The following is a 14,962-nucleotide window of genomic DNA, read 5'->3' on the forward strand; positions in this document are numbered from 1 at the left end:
TGACATCACACAAGCAGCATCACTGTATACCGCAAGTAAATAACTAGTAGTTTTTATAGTTACTTGAAGCAAACCATGTATCGATTGTGACTAAATTTGGTGTGCCGCAGGATCAGCAACGACAACGGCCGTGTGCATCGCTGCACACGGCCGTCGAATGAAACTGTTGGCACGGCGCTTTAGCTCACGCCGCACAGCGCCACTTCATTCAACCGCACCACACCCGAGCATTGCGGAACATGCGCAGCCACGGCGAGTCCTCACCCCAGTCGGCCGGGTGCCAGCTCAGGTTTGCGGTGCGCGGGGTGCGCTCCGGATGCGGCATCAGGATGGTGGCGCGACCGTCGGTGCTGGTCAGCCCGGTGATGCCGTCCGGCGAGCCGTTCGGATTGAGCGGGTACTGCGAGGCCACCGCGCCATCGCCATCGATGAAGCGCAGGGCCACACGGGCAGCGGCCTGATCCACCACGGTGTCGAACTCGGCGCGGCCTTCGCCATGCGCCACCGCCACCGGAATCCGCGAGCCGGCCATGCCGCGCAGGAAGATAGACGGCGACTCCACCACTTCCAGCAAGGCGGTGCGCGCTTCGAACTGCTCGCTGCGATTGCGCAGGAACCGCGGCCAATGCTCGGCACCGGGAATGATGTCCTTGAGCTGGCTGAGCATCTGGCAGCCGTTGCACACGCCCAGCGCGAAGGTGTCGCTGCGCGCGAAGAACGCGGCGAACGCATCGCGCAAGGCCGAGCGCTCAAGGATCGAGGTGGCCCAACCGCGGCCGGCACCCAGCACGTCGCCGTAGCTGAAGCCGCCGCAAGCGGCAAACCCGGAGAACTGCGCCAGATCCACGCGGCCTTCGATCAGGTCGCTCATGTGCACGTCGAACGCACGGAAACCGGCGCGCTCGAAGTTGTAGGCCATCTCGATCTGCCCGTTGACGCCCTGCTCGCGCAGGATCGCCACCTTGGGCCGCGAACCGGTCGCCACGAAGGGCGCGGCCACGTCTTCGGACGGATCGAATACCAGCTTCGGACGCAATCCCGGCGCCTGGAAGTCGCATGCCTGCGCACGCTCTTCGTCGGCGGTTTCCGGGTTGTCGCGCAACTTCTGCATGGCATGGCTCACCGACCACCAGGCATCGAACAAGGCTTCCCAACGCCACTCGGCCAGCACGCGGCCCTGCCCGCTCACGCGGATGCGCGGCGCGCCGGTGGGGCGTGCGATACGCTGCGCGCATTCGGTCAGCGCATGCCGCTCGACCAGATCGGCGAACGCGGCGCGATCCTCGTTGGCGATCTGCACCACCGCGCCCAGTTCTTCGTTGAACAGGCTGCGGAACGCATCGTCGCCCCAGGCATCGAGCGTGATATCCAGGCCCTGGCGCGAGGCGAACGCCATTTCGCACAGCGCCGCAAACGCACCGCCATCGCTGCGGTCGTGATACGCCAGCAACAAGCCGCTCTCACGCGCCGCGCGGATCAGTTCAAAGAAACTGCGCAGCCGCTGCGCATCGTCCAGATCCGGCACCTCGCCGCCGAATGCCGGCAGCGCGGCATCGTCGGCATACACCTGCGCCAGCACCGAGCCACCCAGACGCTGCTTGCCGCCGCCCAACCCGATCAACCACAGCTCGCTCTCTTCGTCGCTACGCAACAACGGCGTCAACTGCGTGCGGACATCGCCGACAGGTGCGAACGCACTGATGATCAGCGAGACGGGTGAAACGCTCTTGTGCGTTTCCCCGGGAATGGGGAGTGGGGAATCGGGAATGGTGGAAGCGGAGGGCTCTGGCGTTTCGCCATTCCCGATTCCCGATTCCCCATTCCCGACAACCCACTGCGCCTGCATCGACAGCGAGTCCTTGCCCACCGGTACGCTCAGCTCGAGCGCCGGGCACAGCTCCATGCCGATCGCGCGCACGGCGTCGTACAGCAGGGCATCCTCGCCGGCGTGACCGGCGGCGGCCATCCAGTTGGCCGAGAGCTTGATGCTGTCCAGCGTCTGCACCGGGGCGGCGCACAGGTTGGTGATCGCCTCGCCCACCGCCATGCGTGCCGACGCGGCCGCGTTCAACAACGCCAGCGGGGTGCGCTCGCCGATCGACATCGCCTCGCCAGCGAAGGTATCGAAGCCGGCCAGGGTGATTGCGCAATCGGCCAGCGGCAGTTGCCACGGGCCGATCATCTGCTCGCGCGCGGTCAAGCCGCCCACGCTGCGGTCGCCGATGGTCACCAGAAAACTCTTCGACGCCACCGTGGGATGCGCCAACACCCGCAGACCAGCCTGCTGCAGATCCAGCGCGGCGGTCTGCAGCACCGGCCACTGCGGCGCCGGCGGATGCACCGCATCGCGATGCATCTTCGGCGCCTTGCCGAAGAGGACGTCCATCGGCAAATCAATCGGCAGCGGGGATTGGGGATTCGGAATTGGGGATTGGTTGGAAGCAACGGCGGACCCGGCAACTGACGAATCGCTTTTGCGAATCTCCAATCCCGACTCCCCAATCCCGTCCCCAAACACGCCATAGCCGACCACCAGCCGCTCCTCGGCCGTCGCCACGCCGACGGCGGCAAACGGGCAGCGCTCGCGCGCGCAGATCGCGGCGAATTCGTCCAGGCGTGCCTGCGGTACGCCCAGCACGTAGCGCTCCTGCGATTCGTTGCACCACAGTTCCAGTGGCGACAGCGAGGGGTCGTCGGTGAGCACGCGGCCCAGGTCGATGATGCCGCCCACGCCCGAATCGTGCAGCAACTCGGGAATGGCGTTGGACAGGCCGCCGGCGCCCACGTCATGGAACCAGCGGATCGGGTTGTCGGTGCCCAGCGCCACGCAACGGTCGATGACCTCCTGGCAGCGGCGCTCCATCTCCGGGTTCTCGCGCTGCACGCTGGCGAAATCCAGTGCCTCGGCGCTGTCGCCGGCGGCCACCGAACTGGCAGCACCGCCGCCCAGGCCGATCAGCATCGCCGGGCCGCCCAGCACGATCACCGCATCGCCGGGCTGCAGGCGCAGCTTCTCGACCTGGTTGCGATCGATCGCGCCCAGGCCACCGGCCAGCATGATCGGCTTGTCGTAGGCACGGGTCAGGCCCAGCCCTTCGGCAATCTCGAAGCTGCGGAAATAGCCGAGCAGGTTCGGCCGGCCGAATTCGTTGTTGAACGCGGCGCCGCCGAGCGGGCCGTCGAGCATGATGTCCAGCGCCGGGGCCATGCGCGGGTTCAGCGCGCGCGGCGCCTCCCACGGCTGCGGCAGGGTCGGGATGCGCAGGTGCGAGACCGTGAACCCGGTCAGGCCGGCCTTGGGCTTGCCGCCGCGGCCGGTGGCGCCTTCGTCGCGGATCTCGCCGCCGGCACCGGTGGCGGCGCCGGGAAATGGCGCGATCGCGGTGGGGTGGTTATGCGTTTCCACCTTGATCGCAAACGCCGATGGCAGCACTGCCTCGCTGCGGTACTCGCCGCTGGCCGGATCCGGCCGATAGCGCGCGGCCGGCACGCCTTCCACCACCGCGGCGTTGTCGCTGTAGGCCGACAGGGTGTGCTGCGGGGTCTGCTGGTGGGTGTGCTTGATCATGCGGAACAGCGAGCGTTCCTGCGGCTTGCCGTCGATGGTCCAGCTGGCGTTGAAGATCTTGTGCCGGCAATGCTCGGAGTTGGCCTGGGCGAACATCATCAGCTCGACATCGGCCGGGTCGCGGCCCAGCTCGGCGAAGCGTTCGCGCAGGTAGTCGATCTCGTCCTGCGCCAGGGCCAGGCCCAGGTCGCGATTGGCCTGCTCCAGCGCCCCCAGCGGCACGCGCTGCAACTGCCCGCGATCGGGTACGTTGAACAGCGCCTCGGCGGCCGCGGCCGAGCCAAGCAGCGACTGCGTCATCGGGTCGTGCAGCAGCTTGGCCACGGCGGCCTGCGTCGCGTCGTCGGCCGGCCAGCCGGCCAGATCGATGCGGGTGCCGCGCTCCACGCGCTGGATCGGCTGCCCGGCCCCGCGCACCAGTTCGGTGGCCTTGCTCGACCATGGCGACAAGGTGCCCAGACGCGGCACCACATAGCGCGAGGAGGCATCCTCGGCCTGCGGCGCGGGGGCGGCTTCGGCCTGCAGGATCCGCTGCAAGGTGGCCTGGTCGGGCGCTTGCCCGGCCTCGGCGCGGATGAAATAGACGTGCCAGGCGCCAGTGATGCGCAGCGCGGGGACGAGGGTTTGCAGGCGGGTTTCGAGCCGAGCGCGGCGGAACGGCGAAAGGGCGGAAGCGCCCTCAAGGACCATCATGTCCGGGGAACCGTGTCAGAAACGGGGCTGCAGATTGTAACGGAGCTGATGCGTCGGCGCCGGACCCGGGATGTGGCGGCCAGCGATCCGTGTGGTGGTGACTCGCACCGCACGGCGCGGATTCGGCACGTTCCGGCCAGATGCGGCAGCGGCGGATGGCGATGCCGACCCGGATTCGCACGCACGCCTGCCTTGGGCCGGATCTGCGCGCGGGGGCGACGTCCGCAGCGCTGGCCGCCACGCCGGTCCATCGCCGCTCTCACCCGACAAACCGTGCTGCCAGCGCAAACCCTGCGGCCAGCCGGTCCTGAAACGCAACAGGCCGGAATGCATGCGCATCCCGGCCTGTTGATCGATCACGCCGACCGTCGCGGCGGCCAGCGTCAGCGCAGCATCACGGCGCTGCCGTAGCCGACATCAGCGGCTGCCACCGGCGGTGGTGACCGCGCGCTTTTCCAGCGCTTCACGCAACTGCGCCGGCGGCAGGTAGCCGCCCAGCTGGGTGCCGTCCGGGGCGAAGATCGCCGGGGTGCCGTTGACGCCCAGGCGCTGGCCCAGCGTGTATTCCATCGACACCGGGTTCTTGCAGTCCTTGGCATTGACCGGCTGCCCGGACTTGGCCGCGGTCAGCGCCTGCTTGCGGTCGGCGGCGCACCACACCGCGATCATTTCCTTGTGGTCCTGGCTGCCCAGGCCCATGCGCGGAAACGCCAGATATTCCACCGCGATCCCCTGCTTGTTGAGCTCGCCGATCTCGCTGTGCAGCTTGCGGCAGTAGCCGCATTCCACGTCGGTGAACACCGTCACGGTGTACTTGGGGTTTGCCGGCGCAAACACGATGCGGTCGGCCTTGGGCACAGTCTCCAGCTGCTTGCGGCGGTAGGCCAGCAGGCCCGGGCTGGCAGCGAACTGCTTGTTCTGGATGTCGAACGGCTGCGCCTGGATCAGATAATGGCCGTCGTCGCTGACATACAGCACCTGCCCGCCGACCACCACTTCGCGGAAACCGGGAAACGGCGCGGCGCCGATGTAGTCCGGCTTGAAATCCGGATCCAGCGCCTTGAGCGCGACGCTCACACGCTGGTCCACATTGCCCGCAGCAGCGGGGGCAGCAGCGGCGGCTGGCTTGGCGCCGGCGTTGCTTGCCGCGGGCTGCGAGGATTGCGCGCAGGCGGTAAGGCTGATTGCGCCCAGCAGCGCGGCGATGGCAAGACGATACATTCACGCATCCAGTGGAATGGGGTGCCTGGATTCTCGCACAGCGCAGATGAAGCCAGGCAGCGAGCGGGATGCTTTGTTTGCCGGCCGAGCCGCTGAATGGGCCACGGCGGGTGGGCGCTGCGCCTGCGGCCGCAGTCAGCCGCGCGGATGATGGGCGGCGTGCAGCTTCTGCAGGTGCTGACGCGCCACCAGCGTGTAGATCTGCGTGGTGGACAGCGAGCTGTGACCGAGCAGCATCTGCAGCGCGCGCAGGTCCGCGCCGTGGTTGAGCAGATGGGTGGCAAAACTGTGCCGCAGCCCGTGCGGGCTGACCGTGGCGGGGTCGATCCCGGCCACCGCGGCATAGCGTTTGACCAACGCCCAGAACTGCTGGCGGCTGGGCGGCTGACGCGCTGCATCGATGAACAACGGTACCTGCCAATCCACCGCCGCCACCGCCTTGCGGCTGGCCAGCAGCGGGCGCGCCTGGCTCAGATACCGCTCCAGCCAGTGCTGGGATTCCTCGCCCAGCGGCACCAGGCGCTCCTTGCTGCCCTTGCCGGTAACCCGCAACACACCCTGACGCAGATTGACACCCACCGCCGGCAAGTTGACCAGTTCGCTGACGCGCAGGCCGGCCGCATACATCAGCTCGAGCATCGCGCGGTCGCGCAGGCCCAGCGGCGTGTCGATATCGGGCGCGGCCAGCAGCGCTTCGATCTGCGTTTCGGTCAGCGCCTTGGGCAGCGAGCGCGGCAGGCGTGGCGGGTCCAGCAATGCGGTGGGGTCGTCGCCGCGCACGCCATCGCGCAGACACAGGCCGTAGAACGCACGCAGGGTCGACAGCAGCCGGGCATTGCTGCGCGGCGAATAGCGCGCCTCGGTGCGCCAGCGCAGATAGTCGAACAACACCGCCCGATCGACACCCAGCAAGCCGCCGCCGGCACCGTCGCGCCAACGCGCCAGCCCCTCCAGGTCGCGCCGGTAACTGTCCAGGGTCTGCCGCGCCACGCCCTGCTCGGCCCACAACCGGTCCAGAAAGCGTTCGATGGCGGCGGCATCGGCGGCCTGCACCGGCGGCAGGTGTTGCGCCAGTTGGCGGCGTTCGGCAGGACTGCTGGCTGACATCGCAACAGCATAGAGCGTGGCACGCGTTTTGCGGCGCGCCGTGTCGGCGAAGGAGTGGGTTGGCTGTGCGGCTTGCCTCAACGCGCTGCACCGCGTGGCTCTCAGCTCGAAACGCGGTCCCAGCCTGATCCAGGATTGCCGCAGCGCGACGTTGCCCGATCGGCTGCGCCGGCTATGCTCGTGGCATGACTTCGCCCCCCGCGCCCCGCACCGCACGCGCCCCTGCCCTGATCGGTTGGCGATTGCTGGCCCTGTGCTACGACGTGTGGCCGGTACTGGCGCTATGGATGCTGATTTCCGCCGCTTTCACCCTTGGGTTCACCCTCGCCGGGCATCCCGCACGCGAAAACATTGCGCCCTTCAGCGGTTGGCAATGGCTGTTGTGGCTGTGCTGCTGGATCGCCGCCGGCCTCTACGCCACGGTGAGCTGGCGCCGCGGCGGCCAGACCCTGGGCATGCGCCCGTGGCGGTTGTCGCTGGTCGGCCCGCAAGCCTCCTGGCGCACGCTGTGGATCCGCTACGCGGTCGGCACGTTGTCGCTGGCCCTGGCCGGCGCCGGATTTTGGTGGGCATGGCTGGACCACGATCGCCTGGCCTGGCACGACCGCGCCAGCGGCACCCGGCTGCAGCGCACGCCCAAGCGCTGAAACGCCTGGGCCGGCAGCTTGCCGACCTCCCCGGCAGGCAGTGCTGGAATGGGGCCGCCATGCAAAGCCCTGGCAGCCACGCGGGCAAAGCGGTCACTGTTGCTTAGCGCAGGCAAAGGACGGTTCCAAAGACGCTGAACCGTCGCATCTACGTCAGCTACTGCGCCGTCGGAACAACCACGCCGATACGCCCAGCATCACCATCGGTGGCAACGCGTAGGCGATGCGGTAATCCAGCTTCAGTGCGCCGGCCATGCGGCCGAAGAACAGCTGCAGCAGCCAGAACCCCAGCGCGAACAGGATGCCCAGGAACAGGCGCTTGCCCAGGCCGCCACTACGCAGCGAACCGAACGAGAACGGAATCGCCGCCATGCACAGCGCCAGCACGTTGAGCGGATAGAACCAGCGGCTCCAGTACTGATCTTCGTAGTCGCGCGCATCCAGTCCATTGCGGCGGCGATACTCGATGCTCTGCTCCAGATCGCGCGCAGACAGGTTGCGCGGCTTGGCCAGCCCGGCCGCCAGCGCTGCCGGACTGAGCTGCGATTGCCATGCCAGCTCGGGGAAGGTTTCGCGCTGCACCGAGCGTTCCTGGAAGGTATCGCGGCGTACCTGGCGCAGCGTCCAGGTCCCGTTGCGATTCTCGGCCAGCGCTGCGTAGGTCAGTTGCGCCAGACGGCCGCTGGCATCGAGGTGATACAGCCGCACATCGTGCAGATCCAATGCAGTGCCGCCGCCGTCCAGCAGCTTTTCCTCGCCGCTCAGCGCATTGAGGAAGGTGTCGCCCTCGCGCGCCCACAGGCCGGAATAGCGCGCCATTGCCATGTCGCTGTTATAGCGGGCGCTGGTTTTCAGGGTATCGGCCTGGTTCTGTGCCCATGGCCCCACGGTCTCGCCGCTGATCACCATGGTGGCGGTCAGCAGCGCCATGGCGGCGACCACCGAGGCCGACATGCGCTTGCGCGACACGCCCAGCGCGCGCAGCGCGGTGAGTTCGGACGTCGCCGCCAGCTGGCCCAGGCCCATCAAGGCGCCGATCACCGCAGCGGTCGGAAACAAGGTGTAGGCCCGACGCGGCACGGTATAGGCCACATAGGCCACCGCATGGCCAAAGGTGTAGCTGCCCTGGCCGATGTTCTTGGCCTCGCTGGCAAAGGCATTGACCAGGTCCAGACCCAGCAGCACCGCCCACGTCAGCAGCACGGTGAACAACACCGCACGCCCGACGTACCAATCATGCACCCGCGGCATCAGCCTCATGCGCGCACCCTCGGCCGACGCACGCGACCATCGCGCGCATATGCCCAGATCGCCACCGCCAGCAGTGGCAAGGTCAGCCACCACAGACCGAGCGCAGCCGGTGTCTTGCCATTGGCGATCCACTGGGTGCCGACGATCATCAGATTGGTGCCCACCATGTAGGCCAGGAAGGCCAGCATGATCCGGCCGTAACGCTGCTGCCGCGGCGCGCTGCGCGACAGCGGCAGGGTCAGCAGCGCGAAGGCCAGCGCCAGCAACGGCGGCGCCAGGCGCTCATGCAGCTGAGCGCGCGCGGCCGGGCGCTGGTCCGAGAGCAACTGCGTGGTCCACATCACTTCCGGATCGTTGGCATCGTGCACCTGGGCCCGGTCGGGCAAGGCCACGTCGTTGCTGGCGAACTTCATCAAACGGTAGTCCAAGGTATTGCCGGCGGCCGGGCCTTCGATGCGGTAGCCGTCCTCCAGGCGCAGGTAACGGTCGGCCTTGCCTTCGAAGAACATCGCGCCGCGATCGGCGGTGACCACATCGATGCGGTCGTCCTTCTGGCGCTGCATGAAGACCTTGCCCAGGCCCTTGCCGTCGGCCGAGATCGTGGTCAGGTAGACCACCCCGCCGCCGGACAGCGGCGTGAACTTGCCCGACTCCAGGCCGGCCATCACGATGCTGCGGTTGGCGTCCTCCAGCATGGTCTCCGCGGTGCGGCTGGCCCAGGGGCCCAGCCACAGCGAGCACAACCCGATCACCACGACGACCGGTATCACCAGCATCAACATTGGCCGCAACATGCGCCGCGGACCCACGCCGATGGCGGTGATGACCGCCATTTCTGAATCGCGGTACAGCCGCGCCAGTGCCAATAACAGCCCCAGCATCAGCGCCAGCGGCAGGATGATCGGCAGATACGCAACGAATTGCAGGCCCACCTGAGACAGCAGCAAGCGAGCAGGGATGCGGCCATCGGCGATATTGCCGAGGATATCCACCAGCACACCGCCGACGCTGACGACCAGCAGCACGATCAAGGTGGCCAGGAAGCTCTGGGTGAAATCGCTAAGCAGGTATCGATCGAGCTTCGGCATGGGGTGGGCTTGTTTTAAACTCTCGGATTCGTTCGCGGCGGCGCCAGCCTAGTCCGGTTGGCGTAAACAGCCCGCGATTGTACGGATTTGCCTACGGAATCTGATCAATGGCCCTGCAATTCACCCTGAACCAAGACGCGCCGGCAAGCGCCGCCGTCGACTGCATCGTGGTTGGCGTGTTCGCCGACAAGACCCTGTCGCCCGCCGCCCAGGCGCTGGACAGTGCCAGCCAGGGCCGTCTGACGGCCCTGGTGGCACGTGGCGATGTGGCTGCCAAGACCGGCAGCACCAGCCTGCTGCACGACCTGCCGGGCGTCGCCGCCCCGCGCGTGCTGGTGGTCGGCCTGGGCGAGGCCGGCAAGTTCGGCGTGGCGCCGTACCTCAAGGCGGTGGGCGATGCGACCCGCGCGCTGAAGACCGGCCCGGTCGGCACCGCCCTGCTCACCCTGACCGAATTGCCGGTCAAGGCGCGCGACAGCGCCTGGAACATCCGCCAGGCGATCATCGTCAGCGACCACGCCGCCTACCGTTACACCGCCACGCTGGGCAAGAAGAAGGTCGACGAGACCGGCCTGACCACGCTGGCGATCGCCGGCGACGACGCCCGTGCCCTGGCCGTGGGCGTGGCCACTGCCGAGGGTGTGGAATTCGCCCGCGAGCTGGGCAACCTGCCGCCGAACTATTGCACCCCGGCCTACCTGGCCGAGACCGCGGCCGCCTTCGCCGGCAAGTTCCCCGGTGCCGAGGCCGAGATCCTGGACGAGACGCAGATGGAGTCGCTGGGCATGGGCTCGCTGCTGTCGGTGGCGCGTGGCTCGGCCAACCGCCCGCGGCTGATCGTGCTGAAGTGGAACGGCGGCGGCGACGCGCGTCCCTACGTGCTGGTCGGCAAGGGCATCACCTTCGACACCGGCGGCGTCAACCTCAAGACGCAGGGCGGCATCGAGGAAATGAAGTACGACATGTGCGGCGGCGCCAACGTCATCGGCACCTTCGTGGCCACGGTCAAGGCCGAGCTGCCGATCAACCTGGTGGTGGTGGTGCCGGCGGTGGAGAACGCCATCGACGGCAATGCCTATCGCCCCTCCGACGTGATCACCAGCATGTCCGGCAAGACCATCGAGGTCGGCAATACCGACGCCGAAGGCCGCCTGATCCTGTGCGATGCGCTGACCTACGCCGAGCGCTTCAACCCCGAAGCCCTGGTGGACGTGGCCACGCTGACCGGCGCCTGCATGGTGGCGCTCGGCCACCAGACCGCCGGCCTGATGAGCAAGCACGACGACCTGGCCAACGAACTGCTGGCCGCCGGCGAGCACGTGTTCGACCGCGCCTGGCGCCTGCCGCTGTGGGACGAGTACCAGGGCCTGCTGGATTCCACCTTCGCCGATGTCTACAACATCGGCGGCCGCTGGGGCGGTGCGATCACCGCCGGCTGCTTCCTGTCGCGCTTCACCGAGAACCAGCGCTGGGCGCATCTGGACATCGCCGGCGTCGCCAGCGACGAAGGCAAGCGCGGCATGGCTACCGGTCGCCCGGTGGGGCTGTTGACGCAGTGGTTGCTGGACCGCGCCGCAGGTGGGAATTGAGAATCGGGAATAGGGAATCGTGAAATCCCTCTCCTCTCAGTCACCGCCGCGACCTTCGAGGTCGCGGCGGTGCCGTGACCATTGCCGATTCCCCACTCCCGATTCCCTGCCCTGATGCCCCGTGCCGACTTCTACCTGATCGCCAAACCGCGCTTCCTCAACGAACCGCTGCGGCTGGTCTGCGAGCTGGCGCGCAAGGCCAACGACGCCAACCTGTCCACGCTGATCCTGGCGCGCGACGCCGCGCAGGCCGAGGCGTTGGACGACCTGCTGTGGGCGTTCGACGACGAGGCCTACATCCCGCACCAGATTGCCGGCACCGACGAGGAAGACGAGCTGGCACCGGTATTGATCGCCTCTCCGGAGTTCGATGCTCCCTCGCGCCCGCTGGTGATCAACCTGCGCGACGATCCCTACCTGGGCGCCTGCGACCGCGTACTGGAAGTGGTGCCCGCCGACCCGGCGGCCCGCGAACCGCTGCGCGAACGCTGGAAGCAGTACAAGGCCCTGGGCCTGGAACTGACCAAGTACGACATGTGAGAGGGGCGGGGATTGGGGAGTTGGGATTGGGGATTCGTAAAAGCAGATTTTTGCGTCTCCGAGGACTGCATCCAACGACTAATCCCAAACGGCCGACCTTCGCTCCACGGCACCACCACTGACGTTGATGACTGGATGCCGGCGGTTCTCGCCGGCCCCATGACGCAACCAATCCCGAATCCCGAACAACGAATCCCCGCCCCACTATGACCACCCTCGCCTCCAGCTACGACCCCTCTTCCTTCGAATCGCGCCTGTATGCGCAGTGGGAGGCTGCCGGGTATTTCGTGCCGTCCGGTCAGGGTGAGCCGTATACGGTGCTGCTGCCGCCACCGAATGTGACCGGTACACTGCACATGGGCCATGCGTTTCAGCAGACGCTGATGGATGCGTTGGTGCGCTATCACCGCATGCGCGGCTTCGATACGCTGTGGCAGGTGGGCACCGACCATGCCGGCATCGCCACCGAGATGGTGGTGTCGCGCAACCTGGCACTGGAAGGCAAGGGCGAAACACGCGACTCGCTGGGGCGCGAGGGCTTCATCGCCAAGGTGTGGGAGTGGAAGGCCGAATCCGGCGACACCATCGAGCGCCAGATGCGCCGCCTGGGCACCTCCAGCGACTGGTCGCGCAGTACCTTCACCATGGACCCGCAGCCGTCGGCCGCGGTCAACGAAGCGTTCGTGCGTTGGTACGAGCAGGGCCTGATCTATCGCGGCCAGCGCCTAGTCAACTGGGACCCGGTGCTGAAGACCGCGATCTCCGACCTGGAGGTGGAAAACGTCGAGGAAGACGGCTTCCTGTGGTCGATCCGCTATCCGCTGGCCGATGGCGTGACCTACGAGCACGTCGAGCACGATGCCGACGGCGTCGAGATGCTGCGCGAGACCCGCGATTACCTGGTGGTCGCCACCACGCGCCCGGAGACCATGCTGGGCGATACCGCGGTGATGGTGCATCCGGAAGACCCACGCTATGCCACGCTGCACAGCGCCCGCATCGTGCTGCCGCTGACCGGCCGGCAAGTGCCGGTGATCACCGATGACTATGTCGACCGCGCCTTCGGCACCGGCGTGGTCAAGGTCACGCCTGCGCATGACTTCAACGACTATCAGGTGGGTGTGCGGCATGAGTTGCCGCTGATCAACCTGTTCACCGTCACCGCCACCATCAACGAGAATGCGCCGGAGCGGTACTGCGGCCTGGATCGCTACGACGCACGCAAGCTGGTGCTGTCCGAACTGGAAGACCTGGGCGCCTTGGTCGAAACCAAGCCGCACAAGCTGCAGGTGCCGCGCGGCGATCGTACCGGCCAGGTGATCGAGCCGTATCTCACCGACCAGTGGTTCGTGAAGATGGACGCGCTGGCCAGGCGCGGCCTGGAGCTGGTCGAAAGCGGCCAGGTCAAGTTCGTCCCGCCGAACTGGATCAATACCTATCGACACTGGATGGAAAACATCCAGGATTGGTGCATTAGCCGTCAGCTGTGGTGGGGGCATCGCATTCCGGCGTGGTTCGACGAGGCAGGCAAGTGCTATGTCGCCCATGACGAAGCCGAGGTGCGCGCGAAGCACGGCCTGGGTGCCGACGTCGCGCTGCACCAGGACAGCGACGTGCTGGAAACCTGGTTCTCCTCGCAACTGTGGCCGTTCTCCACGCTGGGCTGGCCGGATGCGAACGCGATGGCCGAGCGCGGTTTCGCGCGCTATCTGCCGTCGTCGGTGCTGGTCACCGGCTTCGACATCATCTTCTTCTGGGTGGCGCGCATGATCATGGCCACCGACAGCTTCACCGGCCAGGTGCCGTTCCGCGATGTCTACATCACCGGCCTGATCCGCGATGCGCAGGGCCAGAAGATGTCCAAGTCCAAGGGCAACGTGCTCGATCCGCTGGACATCATCGACGGCATCAGCATCGAAGACCTGGTGGCCAAGCGCACCAACGGGTTGATGCAACCGCGCATGGCCGAAAAGATCGAAAAAGCCACGCGCAAGGAATTCCCGGACGGCATCATCGCCCACGGTGCCGACGCGCTGCGCTTCACCATCGCCGCACTCGCCACGCATGGCCGCGACATCAAGTTCGATCTCGGCCGCGCCGAAGGCTACAAGAATTTCTGCAACAAGCTGTGGAACGCCACGCGCTTTGTGCTGATGAACACCGAAGGCGCGCGCTTTCCCGGCGTGCCGCAGCCGCGCACCGAAGCCGAGCAGTGGATTCTGGCGCGCCTGGACAAGGTCACTGCGGAAACCCACGCACACTACGCCAACTACCGCTTCGATCTGCTTGCGCAATCGCTGTACGAGTTTGCCTGGAATGCGTTCTGCGACTGGTTCGTCGAACTGGCCAAGCCCGCACTCAATGGCCAGGACAGCGAGGCTGCCGCGAGCACGCGCCACACCCTGCTCTACGTGCTCGAAGCGCTGCTGCGCCTGCTGCATCCGCTCACCCCATTCGTCACCGAAGAACTGTGGCAGCAGGTCGCACCGCGCCTGGGCATCAGCGCTGCCACGATCTCGTTGCAGGCATTCCCGCAGGCCGGCGATGTCGACACTGCGGGCTACGCCAGCGCAGAGGCCGATGTCGAATGGCTGCAGTCGATGGTGTCGGCGCTGCGTCGTGTGCGCAGCGAGTTGAACGTGCCGCCGTCCAAGCAGGTACGCCTGCTGCTGCAGGCAGGAACTGCCGACGATCGCGCCCGTGTCGGCCGCTTCGCCTCGCAGCTGTCGTTCCTGCTCAAGCTCGAAGCGATCGACTGGCTCGACGCCGGCCAGGACACGCCGCCGTCGGCCACGGCCATCGTCGGCGAGCTCACCCTGCTGGTGCCGCTGGAAGGCCTGGTCGACATGGATGCCGAACGCACGCGCCTGGACAAGGAAATCAAGCGCGTGGAAGGTGAGATCGGCAAGTGCAACGGCAAGCTGGGCAACGCCACCTTCGTGCAGAACGCACCGGCCGTGGTGGTCGAGCAGGAACGCGCGCGCCTGAACGACTGGACCACGCAGCTGACCGGCCTGCGCGAGCAACGCGCCAAGCTCTAGGACCGCCAATCACTGTTGGCCGGGACGGGGTCAACAGCCGAGTGAGTCGAGGGCACGGTGCTCCACCGCACCAGACAGTCTGCTGGTTGCTTTGTTGAAAAGCATGCGCACCGACCATCTCGACGGGTCCTTGCCCGCCTACCGTCGCGGGACCTTGAGCGGCATGGATGCCGCGCCAGAGCCTTATCTGTTCGGATTCTGGCAGTTTGGGCGTCGA

At 67.0% G+C, this 14,962-nt stretch carries 9 protein-coding genes; 4 read left to right on the plus strand and 5 right to left on the minus strand.

The genetic code is table 11. The annotated features are described in order from the left end of the window. Window positions 1-208 precede the first annotated feature (208 nt). From purL to xerD, 3 genes are all read right to left on the minus strand, one after another. Window positions 209-4,261 (minus strand): phosphoribosylformylglycinamidine synthase, encoded by a 4,053-nt coding sequence (gene purL / locus LL972_RS13015; RefSeq protein ID WP_228327951.1) that lies wholly within the window; start codon window positions 4,259-4,261, stop codon window positions 209-211. A gap of 417 nt (window positions 4,262-4,678) precedes the next feature. Then, window positions 4,679-5,482, minus strand: a complete 804-nt coding sequence (locus LL972_RS13020; protein WP_228327952.1) for a DsbC family protein — start codon at window positions 5,480-5,482, stop codon at window positions 4,679-4,681. Between the two features lie 135 nt (window positions 5,483-5,617). Next, window positions 5,618-6,589 carry a site-specific tyrosine recombinase XerD gene (gene xerD, locus LL972_RS13025; protein ID WP_228327953.1) on the minus strand — a complete coding sequence of 324 codons (972 nt, stop codon included), beginning with the start codon at window positions 6,587-6,589 and terminating at the stop codon, window positions 5,618-5,620. Window positions 6,590-6,774: 185 nt separating this feature from the next. Between xerD and LL972_RS13030 the strand changes: the two genes are divergently transcribed. Further along, entirely contained in the window at window positions 6,775-7,236 is a 462-nt protein-coding gene (locus tag LL972_RS13030) for an RDD family protein (protein ID WP_228327954.1), read from the plus strand. 153 nt (window positions 7,237-7,389) lie between these two features. On the opposite strand, the gene lptG is transcribed toward LL972_RS13030, so the two are convergent. Together lptG and lptF are read right to left on the minus strand one after the other, a co-directional pair. Further along, window positions 7,390-8,544, minus strand: a complete 1,155-nt coding sequence (gene lptG, locus LL972_RS13035) for an LPS export ABC transporter permease LptG (protein WP_429002158.1) — start codon at window positions 8,542-8,544, stop codon at window positions 7,390-7,392. Next, entirely contained in the window at window positions 8,493-9,575 is a 1,083-nt protein-coding gene (lptF, locus tag LL972_RS13040) for an LPS export ABC transporter permease LptF (RefSeq protein ID WP_228327956.1), read from the minus strand. The genes lptG and lptF overlap by 52 nt, the downstream gene beginning before the upstream one ends. Window positions 9,576-9,682: 107 nt before the next feature. Here lptF and LL972_RS13045 point away from each other — a divergent pair, with 107 nt between their 5' ends. The 3 genes from LL972_RS13045 (at window position 9,683) to LL972_RS13055 (ending at window position 14,745) form a co-directional block, all read left to right on the plus strand. Continuing rightward, window positions 9,683-11,164, plus strand: a complete 1,482-nt coding sequence (locus LL972_RS13045) for a leucyl aminopeptidase (RefSeq protein ID WP_104649404.1) — start codon at window positions 9,683-9,685, stop codon at window positions 11,162-11,164. Window positions 11,165-11,278: 114 nt separating this feature from the next. Further along, a complete protein-coding gene (locus LL972_RS13050; RefSeq protein ID WP_047127277.1) occupies window positions 11,279-11,704 on the plus strand; it encodes a DNA polymerase III subunit chi in 426 nt (141 codons plus the stop codon). A gap of 206 nt (window positions 11,705-11,910) precedes the next feature. Next, complete coding sequence (locus tag LL972_RS13055; protein ID WP_228327957.1) at window positions 11,911-14,745, plus strand: valine--tRNA ligase; 2,835 nt, start codon at window positions 11,911-11,913, stop codon at window positions 14,743-14,745. The last annotated feature ends 217 nt before the right edge of the window (window positions 14,746-14,962 follow it).

This window comes from Xanthomonas campestris pv. asclepiadis (assembly GCF_020784175.1).
Taxonomy (GTDB): Bacteria; Pseudomonadota; Gammaproteobacteria; order Xanthomonadales; family Xanthomonadaceae; genus Xanthomonas; species Xanthomonas campestris_D.